The organism is Rhizobium sp. AN73 (assembly GCF_030757975.1).
GTDB classification, from domain to species: domain Bacteria; phylum Pseudomonadota; class Alphaproteobacteria; order Rhizobiales; family Rhizobiaceae; genus Agrobacterium; species Agrobacterium arsenijevicii.
In genome coordinates, this window is sequence record NZ_JARWME010000001.1 from 145,774 (window position 1) to 165,553 (window position 19,780).

At 53.7% G+C, this 19,780-nt stretch carries 16 protein-coding genes and 3 pseudogenes; 7 read left to right on the forward strand and 12 right to left on the reverse strand.

The window, feature by feature from the left end:
• Positions 1–191: 191 nt before the first annotated feature.
• The 10 genes and pseudogenes from RBH10_RS00580 to RBH10_RS00625 all read right to left on the reverse strand — a co-directional run.
• A pseudogene (locus tag RBH10_RS00580) lies at positions 192–374 on the reverse strand (transposase); the annotation flags it as partial.
• Between the two features lie 343 nt (positions 375–717).
• On the reverse strand, positions 718–1,812 hold the full coding sequence (locus RBH10_RS00585; protein WP_281039224.1) for an FkbM family methyltransferase: 1,095 nt from the start codon (positions 1,810–1,812) through the stop codon (positions 718–720).
• Between the two features lie 405 nt (positions 1,813–2,217).
• The gene (locus RBH10_RS00590; RefSeq protein WP_281039225.1) at positions 2,218–4,767 is read right to left on the reverse strand and encodes a glycosyltransferase; all 2,550 of its coding nucleotides are present in this window, start codon (positions 4,765–4,767) and stop codon (positions 2,218–2,220) included.
• A gap of 109 nt (positions 4,768–4,876) precedes the next feature.
• Positions 4,877–5,251, reverse strand: coding sequence for a hypothetical protein (locus RBH10_RS00595; protein WP_281039226.1), 375 nt, complete (start codon positions 5,249–5,251; stop codon positions 4,877–4,879).
• Positions 5,252–5,435: 184 nt separating this feature from the next.
• Positions 5,436–6,359, reverse strand: coding sequence for a GDP-L-fucose synthase (locus tag RBH10_RS00600; RefSeq protein WP_281039227.1), 924 nt, complete (start codon positions 6,357–6,359; stop codon positions 5,436–5,438).
• 30 nt (positions 6,360–6,389) lie between these two features.
• The gene (locus tag RBH10_RS00605) at positions 6,390–7,400 is read right to left on the reverse strand and encodes a GDP-mannose 4,6-dehydratase (RefSeq protein WP_281039228.1); all 1,011 of its coding nucleotides are present in this window, start codon (positions 7,398–7,400) and stop codon (positions 6,390–6,392) included.
• A 75-nt stretch (positions 7,401–7,475) separates the two neighbouring features.
• Positions 7,476–8,474 (reverse strand): hypothetical protein, encoded by a 999-nt coding sequence (locus RBH10_RS00610; protein ID WP_281039229.1) that lies wholly within the window; start codon positions 8,472–8,474, stop codon positions 7,476–7,478.
• Between the two features lie 22 nt (positions 8,475–8,496).
• Complete coding sequence (locus tag RBH10_RS00615) at positions 8,497–9,711, reverse strand: HAD-IIIA family hydrolase (protein ID WP_281039230.1); 1,215 nt, start codon at positions 9,709–9,711, stop codon at positions 8,497–8,499.
• Between the two features lie 320 nt (positions 9,712–10,031).
• Positions 10,032–10,712 (reverse strand): SIS domain-containing protein, encoded by a 681-nt coding sequence (locus tag RBH10_RS00620; RefSeq protein ID WP_281039231.1) that lies wholly within the window; start codon positions 10,710–10,712, stop codon positions 10,032–10,034.
• Between the two features lie 234 nt (positions 10,713–10,946).
• A pseudogene (locus tag RBH10_RS00625) lies at positions 10,947–11,162 on the reverse strand (integrase core domain-containing protein); the annotation flags it as partial.
• Between the two features lie 221 nt (positions 11,163–11,383).
• Between RBH10_RS00625 and RBH10_RS00630 the strand changes: the two are divergent.
• Both RBH10_RS00630 and RBH10_RS00635 read left to right on the forward strand, forming a co-directional pair.
• Positions 11,384–11,859 (forward strand): annotated as a pseudogene (locus tag RBH10_RS00630) (IS110 family transposase); the annotation flags it as partial.
• An 843-nt stretch (positions 11,860–12,702) separates the two neighbouring features.
• The gene (locus RBH10_RS00635; RefSeq protein ID WP_045023983.1) at positions 12,703–14,466 is read left to right on the forward strand and encodes an ABC transporter ATP-binding protein; all 1,764 of its coding nucleotides are present in this window, start codon (positions 12,703–12,705) and stop codon (positions 14,464–14,466) included.
• Between the two features lie 87 nt (positions 14,467–14,553).
• Here the strand turns inward: RBH10_RS00635 and RBH10_RS00640 are convergent, their stop codons facing one another.
• Both RBH10_RS00640 and RBH10_RS00645 read right to left on the reverse strand, forming a co-directional pair.
• Entirely contained in the window at positions 14,554–15,324 is a 771-nt protein-coding gene (locus RBH10_RS00640) for an IclR family transcriptional regulator (protein ID WP_281039232.1), read from the reverse strand.
• Between the two features lie 113 nt (positions 15,325–15,437).
• Positions 15,438–16,247, reverse strand: coding sequence for an ABC transporter ATP-binding protein (locus RBH10_RS00645; RefSeq protein ID WP_281039233.1), 810 nt, complete (start codon positions 16,245–16,247; stop codon positions 15,438–15,440).
• A 133-nt stretch (positions 16,248–16,380) separates the two neighbouring features.
• Between RBH10_RS00645 and RBH10_RS00650 the strand changes: the two genes are divergently transcribed.
• The 5 genes from RBH10_RS00650 (at position 16,381) to RBH10_RS00670 (ending at position 19,776) form a co-directional block, all read left to right on the forward strand.
• Positions 16,381–17,184 (forward strand): ABC transporter permease, encoded by an 804-nt coding sequence (locus RBH10_RS00650; protein ID WP_281039234.1) that lies wholly within the window; start codon positions 16,381–16,383, stop codon positions 17,182–17,184.
• Between the two features lie 87 nt (positions 17,185–17,271).
• Complete coding sequence (locus RBH10_RS00655; RefSeq protein ID WP_281039235.1) at positions 17,272–17,559, forward strand: ABC transporter substrate-binding protein; 288 nt, start codon at positions 17,272–17,274, stop codon at positions 17,557–17,559.
• The gene (locus RBH10_RS00660; protein ID WP_281039325.1) at positions 17,472–18,269 is read left to right on the forward strand and encodes an ABC transporter substrate-binding protein; all 798 of its coding nucleotides are present in this window, start codon (positions 17,472–17,474) and stop codon (positions 18,267–18,269) included. Before RBH10_RS00655 ends, RBH10_RS00660 begins: the two co-directional genes overlap by 88 nt.
• Positions 18,270–18,331: 62 nt before the next feature.
• The gene (locus RBH10_RS00665) at positions 18,332–19,081 is read left to right on the forward strand and encodes an SDR family NAD(P)-dependent oxidoreductase (protein WP_281039236.1); all 750 of its coding nucleotides are present in this window, start codon (positions 18,332–18,334) and stop codon (positions 19,079–19,081) included.
• Between the two features lie 8 nt (positions 19,082–19,089).
• Positions 19,090–19,776 carry a DUF4286 family protein gene (locus RBH10_RS00670; RefSeq protein WP_281039237.1) on the forward strand — a complete coding sequence of 229 codons (687 nt, stop codon included), beginning with the start codon at positions 19,090–19,092 and terminating at the stop codon, positions 19,774–19,776.
• The last annotated feature ends 4 nt before the right edge of the window (positions 19,777–19,780 follow it).

The following is a 19,780-nucleotide window of genomic DNA, read 5'->3' on the forward strand; positions in this document are numbered from 1 at the left end:
CGTAGCTTGTCATGTGTTGAGGCGGATACCCTATTCTTAGGGCCAAGTCGAGGCAACGTAGGGAATGGCCCGGGAAATTTGAACGCAAGGATAAGTGGAATTTCATCCTGACTTGGACTTAAAGTAAGCGATTAGCTGATGGCGTCAGGCCTGAAGTTCCAGGGCAGGAGCGCGTCGAGTTCGGATACTGGTCAGCCGCTAGCGATGCGGGTCATTCTCTGGGAGAGCCAGTCGAGCGGATCGACGTTATTCATCCTGGCGGTCTGGAGAAGCGTGACCAGCGTCGCCCAGACCCGTCCATCGCCCTAGCTGCCGGCGAATAGACTATTCTTCCTTGTGATCGTTTGGGGCCTGATCGCGCGCTCGACGATATTGGGTAATCCCCCGTTTGCCGAGCTTGATATAGAGCTGCACCGCTCTCGTGCGGTCTTTGTACGAATACATGAACTATCTCCTGTTAGTCCACAAATTCGTCCGCACCTCCGAGTCGAATAGCCCAGATCGCTATGGCCAGTTGCGACAAATCAGTTTCTGAACTCTGCGAGTACTGAGGATGAACCGCCCACGCTATATCGGTATGTCGATCCCAATGAAAATTTGTGTGGTTACGGGGAACGAGTGGTCAGCTCCAAGCCAGAACCCCGTACTCTCCAGCATCAGACCCCACGATGCGCATCTCGCTCGATAACCAGATGTCGATCGTAGATTTAAGCTCTGCTACTGCCTTCTCATAACCGCCAACCATTTCTTGCCATTTGAACGCGTCGCGTCACTAGCTGCTTTGAGTGCATCTCGCTCGACGATCAGGTTTTCGATCGTGTTCCTCAAGTCCGAAATCGCTCTCTCATAGCCATCAACCATCAGGTCTGCATCGTTCTTCAGCTGATCAACGTGCGCAATCCTTGAGTCCCGATCAATTACCAGGCTTTCTACTGTCTCCTGAAGTAGCTCGATTACGATGTCTTTCTTCGACTTCGGCGACCGAGTACCCGTCTCCTGCTGATCAGATAAACCCTCCCACCCTGGCATGATTAAATCGAGCTGTGGCAGAAGAGACTCGTGCACAAACCAGTCATCGAACATGGAGATTTCGTTGAGGATACGGTAATACCCATTCGCTTTTAGCAGGTTGAGAACCTGGTCGCGCGTCGACGAGTAATTGTGCTCACACGCTATCATATTGAATTGAAATAGTGAGAAGTCGAAACCTTTTAGGATGGAGAGTTCACTGCCCTCGGTGTCGATCGAGATAAAGTCGATCACTTCGGGAGCACCATTCTGAGTCAGAAGATCCTCAAGAGTGATAGTTTCTACAGGATACGTTTCCCCAATCTTCCTGGTATTTCGATGCAGATCCACATCCGAGAACTCAACGATGGTCGAAAGCGCAAAATCCGACTGGACTTCTCTAAACATCAGTTGGGCGCCGGTCTTCTCATAGACACATCTGTCGTCGATGACCGCACGCGGGCGGTTTTCTCGAAGCGCCTCAAGCCAGACTCGTGCCGGCTCAGCCAGAATGCCTGTCCATCCCAACTGCTCCTCAAGTAGAAACGTATTGCTTAGATAGACGCCATCGGTGGCACCAAATTCAACAAAATAGCCGTTTCGTTTAAAACGAGATAGAACCGCCACAAGAATATCCTGCCGCAACTGGGCCTTCGCCTGCGGCAATAGAGCTGCTGCAGCCGGCAGCAAATCATCACTAAATACCCTGAAAAGCTCTACGTCGTCGAAGTCTTCGTGATGTCGATTCCGGTTCAAGCACCGAAGGATGGTGCGGATCGGTGAAATTTCGCTGATGGTCTTCATCGGTATTCCCAGAAACTGTTATTCAAAGTACCCTAGCTTGTAATAACGAGTTGGTGCCAGCACGGCGTCAAATCGGCGTAAATGAGATTTTTTCAAGGGTTGGCTCTGAGTTTCATTATGCTCTTCGTTTCGTGGAGTTTCTAGCTGCCAAAAGTGAATATACAAATATACAAAAGAAGAAAATGAACCGATGGAGTTGCGTCGCCGTTTAAGATGAATGCGTAGTCCACATTCAAGACTCTTGCTGCGTAGCTCGATCATGAGGCGCCTGCCTGGACACATAGCTACGGCTGGCCAGCATCCAAACTCCACGCGCTCATGCCATGGAGTTTCAGGCCTGACGCCATCAGCTAACCGCTCACGAAGGCGTTTGCGGTAACGACTTTACTCGATCACCCTACCCGATCATTGCGATGTATGATCGTAGAGATACCGCCTGAAAGATACGCAGCGGATCAAATCTTCGACTTTGGTGGGAGAGGTGTATTCGTCATACGCCTTTTTGAAGAAATCGTAGACGTCGGCATCGAGGCTCTTTAAGAGTATCATGACATCAGCCAAGAGGCTTTCATTACGATATAGATCGACGATATCGTGTTTCAGGTTGAAGAAAAGTTCGGTCCGCCCGGCCTCGGCACGCAATGAAAGCTGTACCCTGACAATTATATGCTCTGCGTAGCTCTGGGCAATCTTGGTCTGTGCGCGTGCTGTCTGCGGATGCCGACGAAAGTGATTCAGGTTTTCGGCGAGATACGCGATCGCCCCATATTGCATCGCCCTACCAACAAAAAGCCAGTCTCCGGCGAGGCGATACTTCTTTATATCCTTATCGAACGCCTTCTGGAACGTGTCGGTCTTCACCAAAAGGCTGCTCATATTTGGAACTACCATGCCGCTCGCCTGGAACTCTTTCAGCTCGTGTTTGCCGTTCACGGCAAAGCTTCGACGCCATCTCGTGGGGTGGAACACCGATGGGAAATATCCGTCCGCAGTTGTATCGATAATATTATTGTGCTCGTCGATGATCAAAGAACCGCAATAGGCCATGTTGATATCTGATCGTGTCCTCATGGTCTTTACCAGCTTTGGCAGCATTGTGCGGTCGCAGGAATCATCGCTTTCGCAGATCCAGATCAGATCCTCGGTCGTGTTTTTTGCCGCATATTCCCACGCACTAAAGGGGGTTCCGCTATTCCTTTCGTTGCGGATGTATTCAAACTCAAACTCTTCCTGCAGTTTCTGGATAACAGCGTCCGAATTGTCGTTAGAGCAGTCGTCAATCACAGTGATCCGAAGCTTGTCATACTCCTGGTTAGCAATACTTCGGATACGCTGTTCTATATAACTGCCATGCTGGTATGAGGGCACGATGGCATGAACACTCGGAAGTCCCTTTGCCGAAACTGAGGCCGGGATCGCATAGGTTCGCTTAATTGCAGGCCACTTTGATTCCCAGCCGTAGTATTGCTCGCAGACGTCATAAGCGGCCTGTCCCATTTGATCCCGACGTTTGCTGTCTTTGAGTAATTCCACAACATAAGCGGCGAACTGGCGGGGATCCTCGCTGACCAAGATTGAGTGGCCGTGTTCGTACTTAAGGCCATTGGCAGAAATAGGAGTTGCAACCGTAGGCAGTCCAAGATGCGCGTATTGATTGATTTTCCCTCGAAAGCCAGCGCCGGATAAGGCCGGAGCTATTCCAACCGCAGCATGACCGATCTCGGCCCCAACCCGATCCACCTCACCAACATAGGTAACGCATGGTCGTGGTTTTGCGAGAATATCAGAGACGTCCCCCCGACCGACGATGCGGAAATCATAATCTCCGAATTCTTCGATGATATGAGGATGAACTTCGTCCAGATACCATTGCAGGGCATCGCGGTTGGTGAGCGAGCCGAAGTACGCGATGAAGCACACTGCGTTGCGGGACCGAACTACCGTGTCCGAGTCGAGAAACTCGATTGATGAAACGCCCGTTTCGATCGAAGTGATCGTGTTGATCCCAACCGAGTCTGCGATACAGTCGGCGTCGATCTGTGACACGCAGACGACCTCGTCAACCAGTCGACAAATCTGGGCCTCAAGCTTGGCGTCGGCTTCGGCAAGTTCTGCTTCAGGAATGCTTGATACGCCGCGCTTCAGACATTCAGTGCGGATGAGGCTCTCCATCGGCGTGAAAATCAATCGGTCTCCGATCTCGCGATACGCCTTGATCGTTTCTGCCGGCTGCGGGAATTGGAAATCGACAACATCAAAATAGCGAACAATTCCCGACTTCTCACGATACTGAGCGAGAGAGAAGTTATAATTCTCGGCATAGACGACCCTGTCAACGAGCGCAAAGAGCTCTCCTGCCCCGCCCAACAGCGACTTGTTGGAGCTCACAAAAAGCTCAATATAGACCTTGCTGTTGCGACTCTTGATGACTTCGATCATATCCAGAATGCGAAGCCCGCCCGCATGCCGGGTGGTCGGCATGTGGGTACTAACGATCAAGATTGAGTGGCACTCGCGGTCGAGTTGACGGTCCACCGCGATCTGGTTTTCCTCGACAACGAGCCCAAGTCTATGCATGGCCTCCTTTTCGGAGAATGTTGCGGGCGCGGGCTTTGGGTCACCTTGGGACCTTGCGACCATTCCTGCAGCCAGCAGAAGCTGAATATTGTTTTTTCGTTTAGCTAGAGAGCGGTTGAATCGATACTTCGTGCGTTCACTCAGCCATGGAAACATCAAGGCCAACTTCAATGCCGCGATCTGACCACGCTGGTTGAAGGTTCGTCGGGCGACCATAACACTGATCTTTCGAGCCTCCAGTTCCGCCTTGCGCCTCGATATGGAGATCAGAAAGCGTTCCTTTCTGCGCTTTGATAGAAAGGGAAGAAAACGCGCTACTCTGGCAGACGCGGTCAGGATTCTTAACTTCAAAGCTGAGTCGTTGGCGTATTTATTCATCTATCTGGGTCGTTTCGATTGAAAAGGACGCTCGTTTCGGAGTTGATCCGTTGAATGCCTACAAGTATCGTCGACATTTTGAACTGTTGCAAACACTGGTATCTGCCCCTCAGATTTCCTTGAGCGCCGGACTACTTTCGGTAAACGTGACCATTTCGCAATAATTGTTAACAATGTGATAAAGTGAGCTGGCCGGAGCATTTTCCTGCTCGAATGCCTGATCATAAAGATCTGCCACAGAACCATCAAACGCAAACTCATGGATAGAGAATCTGTCCGCATGTCTTCCCTTTCGCAGAATGTGCTCAAGACGCTCGATGGATCGTTCGCGTAAATTGTCGTGCCAGCCTAAGGCTCCGATGCTGAGAGACGAATAGATTGACCGTGCCTGAACGGATAGACAAGGATCAAACGGACTAGGCGCACCAGAGCGGAGTATCGCTCGGATAACGAGTAACACCTTGCGATCGCTCGCGCGATCCATCTCGGAGCAGTTCCTTGAAAAAACGATGCGCGAGCCGCATCCGCACAACCGGTCAGTCGTTTGCCAAGGTTTTTTCCGATCATTCGGGGCTCCGGTCAAATACTTGTGGAATCAAATATGCAAAGCGTTGCTGATCACACATTTCCTCCTTCGGAACTCGGCAATTCTGGGCTATCGCGCGTGTTTAGTCGTGATTTTCGCAATACCATTCCCAAGTCTCTTTGAGGCCCTGCTCGATGGTATATTTGCAGCTGAAGCCAGCCGAACTGATCTTGGTCAGGTCGTAAGCGCGATAGTCCTGCCCATTTGGTTTGGACGAATCCCACTGAATCCTGTCGGAGAGGCCGGTAATCTTACCAAGGGTCTCGACAATCTCGCGGATAGCGAACACTCGGCCACTTCCGATATTGGTTGGGCCTTCGATATCGTTCATGATGAGGCTGGCGACCCGCGCCGTATCTTTCACATACATGAAGTCACGCTGGGCCGACCCATCGCCCCAAACCACGACCGGACCACCGTAAACCTTTGCCTGATGGAACTTCTTGATGAGCGATGGGACCACATGTCCGAACTCGGTGTCGAATTTATCGCGTGCACCGAAAAGATTGCACGAAACGACATAAGCCCATTTCAGCCGATAGCTATCTTCATAGGCCTCCAGCATGGCAAGCATAGCACGTTTTGCATGCGCGTAAGCGCTTTCCGAACCGTGCGGCCGTCCCATAAAGATCATATCTTCTTTCAAAAGCGGGCCCGGTGACGGGAAGGGGTAAACGGCGCCGGTTCCCATAACAGTAATCTTATCAACAGACGAAAGATGCGACGCCTCAACGACGTTGGTGTTGATGACCACGTTATCGCGGAACGAAAGCGCCTGATTTTTCATGTTTCCCATAATGCCGTAGACTCGAGCAGCGGCATGGAAGACATATTTCGGTTTGTGAGCTTCGAACGCTGACACGGTGGCTTGACGATCCGTCAGATCGCAGTCTTCCCGTCCCAGCGCAACGACGTTCTCGTAACCTTCAGAACGAAGGTGTTCCACCAGCGCGGAGCCCACAAGCCCGCGCGCGCCGGTAACCAGAATGGTTTCGTCTTTTTTCATAGCTTATCCAGACTAGAATATGCCGATCGATCAGCGGGAAAGGAAGGAATTGCTCGTACCGACACGCTCGCGCCAGTAATCGAGAAGATCTACCATGGTCTGATCGAAGGAAATTTCAGGTTGCCAACCGGTATGGCTCTGGAATTTCTTGGTGTTCGGCACCTGCAGGTCTGCATCGATTGGTCTCAGGCGATCCGGATCGATTTCGACCTTGATATCCTTGCAGGTCGACTTCGAAAGCAGAGTATCGAGCATTTCCCGAACCGAGCAAGTGTACGTTCCGCCGATGTTGTAATAGGCACCAGGTGTCGGGTTGACCGTAACAAGCATATAGTATGCACGTACAGCATCACGAACATCCGCCCAGGTCCGAAGAGAATCAAGATTGCCCACATTGACCACAGGCGGCAATTTGTTGTGCTCGATCATTGCGATCTGTTTTGCAAACGTCGACTCAGCGAAAACGTCACCGCGTCTCGGACCGGTATGCGTGAACATGCGGGTAGTCATGACGGTCATGCCATAGGCTTCGGCATAATAGCGACCGATTAGATCGGTTCCGACCTTCGAAATCGCATAAGGCGAAGCCGGGTGGAAGCTGCATTCCTCATCGATCGGAAGCTTTTCCTTCGGCACTCTGCCGAAAACCTCCGAGGAGGCGCAAACGTGAATCACCGCTTCAGGCGCATACTTCCGCAGTGCGCCGAGAACGCGCTCAGTCCCCTGAATGTTCGTGTCCATGGTATCCAGCGGTGCAGTAAAGGATGTTTTGGGATAACTCTGCGCAGCCAGATGAAAGACGTAGTCGGGATTTGCTTCCTTGATCGCATTGTCGATCGACATCGTGTCGCGCAAATCGGCGTAATGTAACCGGAAACGATCTTTCTGGTTTATGCGATCAATATGGGCGGTCAGGTTGTCGAGTGGGCTGCGCCAACGCAGCATACCGTGAATTTCCCAATCCGTGTTCTCGAGGAGATAGTCGGCAAGATGGGAACCGACCATGCCCGTGATTCCCGTAATAAAGGCTCGCTTCACCATGAAATTAGCTTTCTTTTTTTGGTCTGTTGTTGCAGTAACACGTCGCCTTGGAAGACGTCGGTTGATGTCTGGTGCTCACGCAAAACTATGTACGATGCTGGCGCCGTTGTCCTCGGTCGATATCTTCACGAAATTCTTGTCGCCGAAGCGCTCACGCAACTTTGCCTGGACATGGTCCGACGCGAGGAAGAGCATAAATCCACCACCACCTGCCCCGCAGAGCTTTCCACCATACCCACCCAGTGACATAGCGGTCTTGTAAATATCATCAATGCGCGCCGAGGAGACCGCAGGCGAAAGGCTTCTCTTCGTCATCCACCCCTCACTTATCAGCTTGCCCAGGTCCGTCAACGCTCTCTGAGAATCGTTGCCTTCAAGGATACGCACACCTTCCTCGCAAAGCTCATAGAGATGTCTCAGTTCTTTGACGATCTTGCGTTCACGGGTGTTGCTGATCTGGGTTTCCAAGGTCTTCGACGCGGAGCGCTGCACGCCCGTGTAGATAAGGCACATCGACGCATTCACCGCATCTCTGCAATCGGTTGTCATGCGCACGGGTTGGAGCGAGAAATCATTTCCATGGAACCGATAGTGATTGAGCCCGCCAAACGAAGCATGCGACTGATCCTGAATTCCACAGTTTTCGTGCAGAAGCTCGGTTTCAACCCGGACAGCCTCACGCATGAGGTCCAGCTTGGTGATCGAACGACCCTGGAGGTGAGAGATCAGCTTTACGAAACCGACAGTGAATGATGAAGAAGACCCGAGTCCCGAGCCCCCCGGCAAATCCGAGATGATGGCAATGTTCATCGGTGCGTCATACTGCTTATCTTGCAGGACGGCACGGATAACATTGTGCTTTATCTCACAAACGTTATCGACCGTTTCAACATTGCGATACGTAATTCGGTACTTCGTCTCCGCCACTCCTGCCATCGGCAAGGTGACGGTATAAATGAACTTGTCGATCGCCGTCCCGAGCACGGCTCCGGGAAACTCCTGAAAGTAATCCGGGTAGTCCGTTCCTCCGCCGAAGAAGCTCACGCGCAAGGGTGATTTCGCAATGGTCAGCATTCCAGGAAGCCTTTAGTAGGGTTCAGTAACCGGTTGTTGCGCTGCGAACAACGGCAGCAAGATCACACGAATTCGCTTCGACCAGCGTGCCCGGAATGCCGACATTCCGGGCCGCGTCTACGTCAGATGCCTTGTCGCCAATCAGGAAACTGCCTGCCCGAGTTATCGGCCAATCATTGAACGCATCCTCTATCATGCCGGGGTTGGGCTTTCTGTGCGAATGATCGGCTTTATAGCGCTCAATGACGGCATCCGGGTGGTAGGGGCAAAAATAGAAGGCATCGATATGAGCGCCGTGTCTGATAAGTTCGGCGTTCATTACCGCATGAAAGCGGTGCACGGCCGCCTCGTCATAGTATCCACGGGCCACACCTGCTTGATTGGAGACAACGATGACGTAATACCCACCTCTGTTGAGCGCCCGGATTCCGTCGATTGCGGTTGGTGTAAAAACGAGATCTTCTACGGTGTGGGTATAGCCGTTATCGACATTGATAACGCCATCACGGTCGAGAAATGCTGCAGGCCGGGAAATTGCGTCAACCAGTTCGGCACTCGCCTGACTATAGCTTTCAGGAAGCCCGATATCGATGAAATAACCTTCACCCACGCATGCTTCCAAATTGCCAGAAGCAACCCATGATGGAAAAACATCCGCTTCAATTGATGCAGGAAATTCTATATTTTCGCTGAGGATAGCCTCTCGTCGAAGCAAACAAACACCGCTGTTAATCATCTGTCGACCGCTGTTGGGCCGTTTCTCAAGAAATGCTTGGACAATACCGTCCTGACCGACATGCACCGTTCCATAGCGCGATGCGTCTTCCGCCTCAGACAATAGGAGGCGACCGTTGGAGCCAGATTTCAGCGCCTGCCCAAGCAGTGTGCTCAGATCCGCATCAAACAATGAATCTCCGTTAGACATGACGAAAAATTCATCTAGGTGTTCAACTGCAAACGCCAAAGCGCCAGCCGTGCCAAGAGGACGGGGCTCGACTACGACGGTCAGTTCGACATCGTAAAGGCTCTTGCCGTGATAACGATCCGCGACCATCTCACCCTTGTATCCGGCGACCAAAACGATCCTGCGTATACTATAACGGGAGAGATGACGAATAACGTGTTCGAGAAAAGGACGCCCGCCAATCTCGACCATAGGCTTTGGACAGTCGAAACCCATTGATCGCAATCGCGTACCCTGTCCGCCGACAAGGAGGACTGCCTGCTCAACTACCATGGACAACTCAAACCTATTTTATCAACGCGATCTGACAGTAAAGCTAGGAATTTGCATCATGATGCATAATAAAACATCAAGTTTTCCTTGGTCTACAGGTGCTTTAAAGCAATCGGTTTGAGGTTGTCAACCTTCAAAGGAAATTGTCATCCGAAAGAACAATGACCCACCCAATACTGCCTAATGGTGATCTTCGGGGAGGCCGGAGATGGGGCCGAAATGCCTCTCCCATCATAACGATCCTTGATCTGTTCGCCAAGCGACCGTCACCATAAGGTTCGCCGTAGAAGTTGCCCAGGCTACCAACCCTTCGCAGAGGATCAGTGGTTTGGCTGACACAGCTCAGCCTCTACGAATGCACAAATCAGATGGCCAATCGCGATATGCACTTCCTGAATATGATTAGTTTTGGCATGTGGGACAGCAATCAGGACGTCAGAAAGCGGCTTCATCTTACCGCCACCTTGGCCAGTCAGTCCGATCGTGCCAAGGCCAAGCGAACGCGCAGCTTCGAATGCCTCAACGACATTCGCGCTGTTGCCGCTTGTCGACAATCCGAAGACGACGTCCCCCTTCTGGGCGATACCGCGAAGCTGGCGCGAGAACACCTTATCAAAGCCGTAATCATTGCCAATCGCGGTCAATGCCGACGTATCAACAGTGAGGGATAATGCCGGAAGCGGATTCCGGTCGATCAGAAAGCGCCCCATAAGTTCGGCTGCCAAATGCTGAGCATCTGCCGCTGAACCTCCATTCCCACAAAAAATGATTTTGCCGCCATTGCGCAAGGCCGAAACGCAGAGATCTGCGGCACGGTCAATGTCGGCAGCAAGCACTCGGGAAGCCCGTATGGCTTTTTCCGTTTCGGAAAAATAATCCATCACGTCATCTTGACGATTTGATTGCTTAACCGGCTGATCCATATTTATCGTCCCTGATTTCGATGATTTTAGCGTAACCGTACCGCTTTCTTGACGAAGCTTGTAAATCGTCCGCGCCATCACTGCAATCCGCCAGCCTGAACAAAAAGTCGCTCTGTCGCAAAATCAAGAATTATGGAACGCTTTTCGAGCTCAAAATTACGGGCTTGCGAACTCCGAAAATCTGTTCCGAAAAACGGGTATGATTTACGGGTATGCGCGAGTCTCGACAGCAGGCGCGCGATACACGCGATCAGGTGGCTCGGTTGGTCTGAACAGCTTGCGACGTTTCGCTAAGTGCATTTTTCGCCTCGATTATGCCGCCATCATCATTGTTGTCAGCGCGTTAAAGTAAGCCTGATCCGGCGCCTGCCGATCAAGGGATGAATGTGGGCGTCCGGTGTTGTAAAAAGTCAGATATCGACCGATGCCAATTCGGGCCTCCGCCACGCTTTTGTAGTCATGGTGGTAGACTTCTTCGTATTTGATCAAACACCAGAGCCGCTCGACGAAGACACTATCTCGCCACGCATGCCAATCAACATCGAACATTCACCCCTTTCACTTATCAAACTTCCACCCCTATAGGCGATCAGCGCGCTTGGCCTGCTCGGCGCTGGCCGGGATTACAGAGGGTAGACCAAGTGCGGGTAATTGGTATCTTCGGCTTCAGATCCCATGAGGAGTGAACAGCCGCCGCCGCTCTGGCAAAGTGACGTCGCATCAAAATACTCGCTCAGGCGGAGCAGCTTATGGAACCTGCATCCATTCATTCAACCGCTGTCCGCACTGATCGTGGCGCAATTTTGTGTCATTGGAACTGGGCCGATCGACCCCGTTGATCACTTCGTTGTCGCCGGGCAGTGGCGAGAAGATGTCGAAGCAGTGGCCGGCGGCAATGCGGCAGAGCTGCTGGATCGGTTTGAGCAGCTACAACAGAAGGCGCGGTTGAGAACAGGGAAGTTCTTTCCCATCGTGACAATCCAAGAGGCCGGATTGGACGGCTTCTGGATACACCGCTTGTGGCGGCTCACGGCATCGAGAGCTACGTCGTCGACACAGCTTCGATCGCGACCTCCCGTCGACGTCGGCGTGCAAAAGACCGATAAGATCGATGGAGAGGCTCTGACGCGCACATCGCTCGCATTCAAACGCGGCGAGCCACGCGTATGCGCGATAATTCAGAGCGCCAGATTCGAAGGACGAAGATCGGCGTCGGATTTGCCAACGATCGCTTTGTTCAAAACAAGCCTTGTTTTCAGACCTGTTTCAAATTGGCTATAAGTGCCAGATTTACCTCAACGAGGACGCCACTCATCCCCAATTCGCGAGAAAGAAGATACGTCGCACTGATAGCAAGAGGATGATTGGAGCCAATCTCAAAATATCGAACTACGGACAAATCGAAACACCTCGCGGGGATAGTAATTCGGCGCACCAATGACAATAATGCTTTCTACGAATTTTTAATGATATATCCATATATTTCACCAAATAATTTTATGCGATCAATCAAATAATCTTAGTTTACACTAAAATATTATATCTTTATTATTTGTAGTATATTTTAATTAAACGAAAAATTATTATTATAATATATTAATATAATTTGAAAAAACCATGAACTTTCAGACAAATTCACTTATAATTAATTTCATTAATTCAATCAATACATTTATATGGTGGATATATACACATATTTTTTTGCAGACGACACACAATTAATACGATTATTTCGGGCAACCAGGACGGAGAGTTCTGATCGTGCATTGGCTGCGAGCCAGTCCAGCACGAGGATATTGACAGACAGAATGATGAAGACTATCTGCTAGCGACTAATGTGGGTCACATATGGCTTCGAATTGGAGCTTTTAGTCCTCGCAAGCGCAAGTCTTTGCCGGACTATCTCTATCCGTGTTCTGCACATCCCCGCGCAGCGCGAATTGATGGTGTAACAAGGTGAATACAAGTGACATGCCGACAAGGTGACACGACAATTTCCTTCGCCATTGGGCAGTGAGCAGGTCTTGCTTCGGAACTCTATCTATCTTGAATTCGCAAGGATATCGCAGTGATCGGATCGTTTTTGTCGCCAAACGACAAGAAGTTGCTGGCGCGACTTTTTAAAGAAAACTTCAAAAAACACGTTGGATGGTACGCTGCGGCAATTGCTGCAATGGTTGTTGTCGCAGGCACGACATCTCTCAGCGCCTGGATCATGCGCGATATCGTCAACAGCGTTTATTTGAAGCAGGGCTTCGACGTTGTCCTGAAGATTGCCTTCGCGGTTGCGACTATCTTCATTGTGAAGGGCCTCGCCACCTTCGTGCAGAGCTATTACCTGAGCAAAGCGGGTAACAGCATTGTCGCAGAGCAACAGCGCAAAATCTACGACAGGCTTTTGAAGCAGGGGGTTTCCTTCTTTCAGAACCTGCCGTCCTCGGAACTGCTGATTCGCGTCACCTATAACGCCCAGGCCGCCCGTAGTGTCATAGACACCATCGTCACATCCTTTATCCGCGATCTGCTTTCGCTCGTCGGCTTGATCATCGTGATGTTCGCCCAGAATTTCCTTCTGAGTGCGATTTCCATGATTATCGGACCGATCGCGATCCTCAGCGTTCGCCTTGTTTTGCGTCGAGTTCGCAAGATCATGGAAGCGGAACTCGCGTCGCTTGGCGAAATCGTCAATGTCGTGCAGGAGACCAGCATCGGCGTTCGCGTCATCAAGGCGTTTTCGCTTGAGAAGCTGATGCGCCAGCGCATGAACAAGGCGGTATCTGACGTCGAGCAACGCGCCAATGGCATTGCGAAGCTTGAGGCTGCAACGAGCCCGATCATGGAGACTCTGTCCGGTCTCGCCATTGCGGTCGTCATCGCCGTGTCCGGTTACACTGTTCTCGAAAAAGGCGGTTCGCCGGGCGACCTGATGGCCTTCATTACTGCCCTCCTTCTCGCCTATGAGCCTGCCAAGCGTCTCGCACGCATGCGCGTGCAGATCGAAGGCGGCATGATCGGTGTGCGGATGATGTTCGAAGTTCTGGACGCCCCGCTCACGCTCACCGAAAAGAAGGACGCCGCACCTCTTCCCAAGGCAAGCGGCGACGTGGCGCTGAAAAACGTCAGCTTCGAATATGTTTCGGGTCAGCCGGTTCTGAAGGACGTCAGCGTCCTCTTCGAAGGCGGTAAGATGACGGCTCTTGTCGGTCCTTCCGGCAGCGGCAAGTCCACCATCATCAATCTCATGATGCGTCTTTACGACCCGCAGAACGGTTCTGTCGAAATCAACGGCATGGATTTGCGCGACGTTTCCTTCGCCAGCCTGCGCGAGCATGTTTCTTACGTCGGCCAGGAAACCTTCCTGTTTTCGGGAACCGTAAAGCACAATATTTCCGTCGGTCGCGACAACGCGACGGAAGAGGAGATCATCGCTGCGGCCAAGGCCGCCAATGCGCATGATTTCATCATGAAAATGGCGAACGGTTACGACACCAAGCTCGGCGAAAACGGCTCCGGCCTGTCGGGCGGCCAAAGGCAGCGTGTTGCCATCGCCCGTGCCATGCTGAGAGACGCGGACATATTGATCCTCGACGAAGCAACGAGCGCACTGGATTCCGAATCCGAGGCTCTCGTGCGCGACGCCCTGGAACGGCTGACACACAACAAGACGTCGATCGTCATTGCTCACCGGCTTTCCACCATCAACCGTGCCGACAAGATCGTCGTCATGGATAATGGCGAGGTCGTGGAACAGGGAAGCCGCCGCGAACTGCTTGAAACGGATGGTCTCTACAAGCGCCTGCACACTATCCAGTTCGATGCGGACGTCGCATAAGCCAACAAATTTGGGCGGCAACGCCGCCCAAACCTTCGCTTTTTCGTTTTCATGATACTCGGCGGCACCCGGGCCGACTGGTGTCCGTTACCAGGCGATTTCCATATCACTCGCTGACCTCACCAGAAGTGGCAGAATTTCCGCCACCCGTTCATCGGTCAGCCGGGTCAGCGGCGCGGCAACACTCATGGTGCCGACGACTTCCTTTCCCTGACGGATAGCAACCGCAATTGCCCCTACCCCCTCCTCGGCCTCGCCAACCGCGCGGCCGTAACCGAGGCGGGCGACAGCATCCAGCTCCCTGTTGAGTGCCTCGATGGTGTTGATCGCGTTGGCAGCCTGCTGGCCGGGTTGCCCGAGCCCCGCCTCAAGCGCGATCCTCAGCGCCCTCTCCCTTTCGAGGCTTGCCAGCCAAATCTTGCCGTTCGCCGTAGCATAAGGAACGATGCCGGCGCTCATATCCGGCTCAAACACCAGACCGGAACGACGGCCGCGGGCTGAACCGACCCAGACAAGCGTGTTGTTCTGCACGGCGGTCAGGCGAACGAGTTCGCGGGTGCGCTCCGCCAGATCGTTGAGGATCGGTTGGCGCAGATCCGATACCTGCAGCCGTGCCAGCTGTTTCTGGCCCACCAGTGCCATGCGCATGGTCAGCGCGTAACAATCGCTTTCAGAGCTCTGCCACGCCCAGCCGTTTTCGATGAGCGATGTCAGGATGCGGTGGCACGCGCTTTTGGGAATATCGAGCTGGTGCGCGACATCGGATAGTTTCAGCGGCTCCTCGGCCAGGGCGAGAAGCTCCAGCATGGCGATCGTCCGCTCGACACCGCCGCTTGGTATATTGATCGTCCTGTCCATCTCACTCTCCGGTCGAAGGTGCACGGCCTTTATCGGGAGGGAACCCCGGGCGATGCGAAAATAGGTTGTTGCGGCGTCTCTTGCTTCAACTGAAAACAAGAGACGCCGCCTGCTCAGGCATGGCGCTGCAGAATGCCACGCGAAAGGAATATCTCGGTGATTTCCTCGGATTTTTCGATAAATTCCGGCTCGCGTCGCGCTGCCAGTCCGCGTGGACGCGGCATGTCGATCTCCAGTACTTTCTCGATCCGGCCCGGCCTCGGCGTCATGACAATGACGCGGTCCGCCAGAAGAACCGCCTCGTCGATGGAATGGGTGATGAACACCACCGTCATGCGGCTCTTCAGCCAGAGCGCCTCAAGGTCGATACGCATCTGTTCGCGTGTCAGCGCATCCAGCGCACCGAAAGGCTCATCCATCAGCAAAAGCCTCGGCTGAAGCAGAAGCGCCCGCGCAATGGAGGCGCGCTGCTTCATGCCGCCGGACAATTCGTGCGGATATCGGTCGGCAAAGTCCTTCAGGCCGACGGATTCAAGAAGCGCCAGAGCGTGAGGTCTCAATTCCTCCCGGTTCCGCCCGGTCATTTCGGCGGGGAACAGCACATTGTCGATAATCGTTCGCCAGGCCAGAAGCACGTGATTCTGGAAAACGATGCTCATGCCGGGCGGTGGGTCCTTTGAAACGTCACCAAAGACGGAAATCTGGCCGGTGCTCGCGTGCGAAAGCCGCGAGATCAACCGCATCATCGTTGATTTTCCGCAGCCGGAAGGGCCAACAATCGCCACAAACTCCCCGTCGCCAATCGTCAGATCGAGCTTTTCCAGCGCCACGACCGGTGCATCCGGGTGCCCGAAATATTTGCTGACTCCCTCCAGCAGCACGCCGGGCTCATAGGCCGTCCGTTCGTTTTTCTTCTGCAACATGCACTCCTCCCGCTGCATTCCAATTCTCTTGTTCTGTCTGAATTACCACTTGACGAAACATCAGTCCATATGGAACATTGTTCCATGAATTAAAAATTGTCCGCTGAACGATCGGGCAATTTCGGGAGGAAACATGTTTTCGAAAGTCATGGGGGCCGTCAAAGGCCAAGCCCACACGATTGGCAGTCTCGTGGGCGCTGGGATCGTGTGGGAGATCGCGGTCCGGGCGCTCAAGGTGCCGGAATATATTCTGCCGGCCCCGAGCCGAGTGTTTGCAGATCTTTACAGCAATATGCCCATCGTATTTACGGCATCGCTCTACACGCTGCAGCCCATGGTGTTGGGCTTCCTTGTCGCGGTGGTCATGGGAACGCTGCTAGCACTTCTCGTGGTTTATTCGCGCGCTTTCGAAGCTATCTTCTACCCGCTGCTGGTGATCCTTCAGATCATCCCGAAGATCGCCATCGCGCCGCTTTTCATCATCTGGGTCGGCTTCGGCCTGCCCTCCAAAATCCTGCTGGTCTTCCTGCTTTCCTTTTTCCCGATCGTCGTCAATTCCATCGTGGCCTTCAAATCCATCGAGCCTGACGTCTATGATCTCGCCAAAAGCTATCGCGCCGGACGCCTCAAGATTTTCTGGAAAGTGGAACTGCCCGGCGCCCTGCCCTCGCTTTTCGCCGGGTTCAAGGTTGCCGCCGCGCTCTCGGCCACGGCAGCCGTGGTGGCGGAGTTCGTCGCTTCCGATAACGGGCTTGGCTACCTGCTGCTGAACTATAACGGCAACATGAACACCAGCATGACCTTCGCCGTCATCATCGTGCTGAGCCTGCTCGGCCTGCTTCTTTACGGCATCGTGGAACTGATCGAGCGTTTCGCCATCCCCTGGCATGTCTCCCAGCGCCGGGATGATTTCACCGTGGGCAAGAGCGCGACCTGAACCAGGACTTTAGAGTGCGCCATTTTCCGGACGTAAAACCGCTACGCACTTTTACTAGGAATGCTTCAATTAAAAAGGGAGGATAAAATGTTCAATACAATGAAGAAAACACTGGCAGGCAGCGTGCTTGCCCTCGCCGTCGGTCTGGCGGGCGTGCAGTCGGCCGCGGCCGAGGACAAGGTAACGCTGCGGCTCAATTTCCTTTTGAGCGGCGTCCACACCATCTTTTATTACGGCGCCGAGAAGGGCTTTTACAAGGATGCTGGCATCGATCTGCAGATCTGCAGATCGGCGAAGGCCAGGGTTCGGCACGCACCGTACAGTCGGTCGCAACCGGCGGCGACATGTTCGGCATTGCCGATGGCGGCAGCGTGATTGCCGGCGCCTCGAAGGGCGCACCGGTCAAATCCGTGCTTGGCCTGCTCAACACCTCGCCCTATGCGATGACGTTCCGGGCGGATTCCGGCGTGAAGTCCATCAAGGATGTGGAAGGAAAAACGGTTGCGGCCAGCGCTGGCGAGGCATCGCTCGCCCTCCTGCCCGCCATCTGGAAGAAAAACGGCGTGGATGCCTCCAAGGTCAACATTCTGAACGTGGATGGCCCCGGCAAGATCATCGCAATCATGCAGGATCGTGCGGCGGGCATTCTCGGCGGGCTTGAAAACCAGGTGGTAGTTCTCAATTCGAAGGGTCTGCAACAGAAGGTGTTTGCCTTTGCGGAACTCGGCGTCAACACGCAGGGCCTGACGATCATCACCAGTACGAAGTTGATCGAAAGCAATGAGGACCTTGTCAAACGTTTTGTCGCGGCATCGCTGAAATCCATCGAGGCGGCGAAGGCCGATCCAGATGCGGCGGTTGCGGCAGCGGTAAAGGAAAAGCCCACCGGCGATCCGAAACTCCTCAAGGAGCAGCTCGAAATCTCGCTCAAGCTTCTGCCCTCCCCGTCCGCTCCCTCCGCCCCGCTGGGCGAAATGGCAACCTCCGACTGGCAGCAGACGCTCGACCTGATGAAGGAATATCAGGACATCAAGACCGATATGCCGGCTGACGCCTTCTTCACCAACGGCCTCATCGCCAAGTAAGCGCAGACGCTCCCGGTCCGGCGGATGCCGCCGGGCTGGGACGCGGAACAATGGTTTAAAACATGGCCACATATTATGATTTAGAGGGCAAGGTGGCGGTTGTCACCGGCGCCGCGGGCGGCTTCGGCACCGCCATCAGCCGGCGCCTTCGCGATTGCGGGGCAACGGTCGTTCATTGGGATCTGCCGGCTTCCGTAAAACAGGGCCACTTCGCGAGTCTTGCGTCATCCGGCGTCGACATCACCGAACCGCACAGCATCGATGCGGCTGCTACCGAACTGCGCAGCCAATTCGGCAGGCTCGATATTCTCGTCAACAATGCCGGCATTGTCGGCAACGTCGCGCCGCTCTGGGAAATCCCGGTGGAGGAATTCCGCAAGATCATCGACGTTAATCTCTTTGGTTCGTTTCTGGTCTGCCGCGCCCTCGTGCCGCTGATGATCGAGACGGCGAAGACGAGCCGCTCCGGCCGCATCGTCAATGTCGCTTCGATCCAGGCGAAAGAGGGCATGCATCAGGCCGCGGCCTACAGCGCCGCCAAGGCCGGACTGGTGGCACTGACGAAAAGCCTCGGCAAGGAACTGGCGACATCGGATATCCTCGTCAATGCCATCACACCCGCCGCTTCCATGACGGCGATGAGCATCGACGCACCGAAGGAACGGCTGGACGACATTCTCTCCCGCATACCGATGCGGCGTTTTCTCGAACCCGCCGAGGTCGCCAACATGGTGGCCTGGCTCTCTTCTTCCGAATGCAGTTTTTCGACCGGCGCGGTTTTTGACCTGTCCGGCGGTCGTGCAACATATTGAGGTAACCTATGTCTCTTTTGGGAAAGGCCGTCGTCGCCATCTGGAACGACATCTTGCCGGAAGGCCGCGAAAACTTCATCGAATGGCACAATCGCGAGCATATTCCGGAACGCGTGGCGATCCCCGGCTTCCTGCGCGGACGCCGTTATGTCGCCGAACAGGGCACACCGGAATATTTCACGCTTTACGAGGCGGCAGACGCACAGGTGCTGGTCGGGCAGCCCTATCTGGAGCGGCTGAACAGCCCCACGCCCTGGACGAAAAAATCCACCGCCGACTTTCGCAACACGACGCGCGGCGTGTGCAACACCGAATATTCGCACGCATGTGGTGACGGCGGCTTTATCGCCACCTTCCGGTTCGATGCCGCCGATGAGCGGAAGACAGAGCTGCAATCGGCGCTATCCGAAGCCCTGACCGAGATCGGCAAACTGAACGGCGTCAGCGGCGTGCATCTGTGCATCGCGGACAATGGCGCAAGCAGCCTTGAAACCGCCGAACGCAAGGGACGGCAGGTGGGCGTACCCAACTGGATCATCCTGATCGAAGGCGGCTCGGCCCTTTCCGTTACAAACGCCAGCGACGCGTTGGCACAGAAACTGTCGAAACAGGACCTGACGGGGTCAGTGGAAAGCGGGCTTTACCGGCTCGAATTCTCGCTTGGCGAAAACGCCCTTCAGCAATCCGCCGCATAAGGAA

Coding starts and splice junctions, on each gene's coding strand:
- RBH10_RS00600 (WP_281039227.1), bottom strand. CDS start 6,359: ATGAAAAAAGACGAAACCATTCTGGTTACCGGCGCGCGCGGGCTTGTG.
- RBH10_RS00665 (WP_281039236.1), top strand. CDS start 18,332: ATGGCCACATATTATGATTTAGAGGGCAAGGTGGCGGTTGTCACCGGC.
- RBH10_RS00650 (WP_281039234.1), top strand. CDS start 16,381: ATGTTTTCGAAAGTCATGGGGGCCGTCAAAGGCCAAGCCCACACGATT.
- RBH10_RS00615 (WP_281039230.1), bottom strand. CDS start 9,711: ATGGTAGTTGAGCAGGCAGTCCTCCTTGTCGGCGGACAGGGTACGCGA.
- RBH10_RS00655 (WP_281039235.1), top strand. CDS start 17,272: ATGTTCAATACAATGAAGAAAACACTGGCAGGCAGCGTGCTTGCCCTC.
- RBH10_RS00595 (WP_281039226.1), bottom strand. CDS start 5,251: ATGGATCGCGCGAGCGATCGCAAGGTGTTACTCGTTATCCGAGCGATA.
- RBH10_RS00585 (WP_281039224.1), bottom strand. CDS start 1,812: ATGAAGACCATCAGCGAAATTTCACCGATCCGCACCATCCTTCGGTGC.
- RBH10_RS00605 (WP_281039228.1), bottom strand. CDS start 7,400: ATGGTGAAGCGAGCCTTTATTACGGGAATCACGGGCATGGTCGGTTCC.
- RBH10_RS00670 (WP_281039237.1), top strand. CDS start 19,090: ATGTCTCTTTTGGGAAAGGCCGTCGTCGCCATCTGGAACGACATCTTG.
- RBH10_RS00610 (WP_281039229.1), bottom strand. CDS start 8,474: ATGCTGACCATTGCGAAATCACCCTTGCGCGTGAGCTTCTTCGGCGGA.
- RBH10_RS00620 (WP_281039231.1), bottom strand. CDS start 10,712: ATGGCGCGGACGATTTACAAGCTTCGTCAAGAAAGCGGTACGGTTACG.
- RBH10_RS00640 (WP_281039232.1), bottom strand. CDS start 15,324: ATGGACAGGACGATCAATATACCAAGCGGCGGTGTCGAGCGGACGATC.
- RBH10_RS00590 (WP_281039225.1), bottom strand. CDS start 4,767: ATGAATAAATACGCCAACGACTCAGCTTTGAAGTTAAGAATCCTGACC.
- RBH10_RS00645 (WP_281039233.1), bottom strand. CDS start 16,247: ATGTTGCAGAAGAAAAACGAACGGACGGCCTATGAGCCCGGCGTGCTG.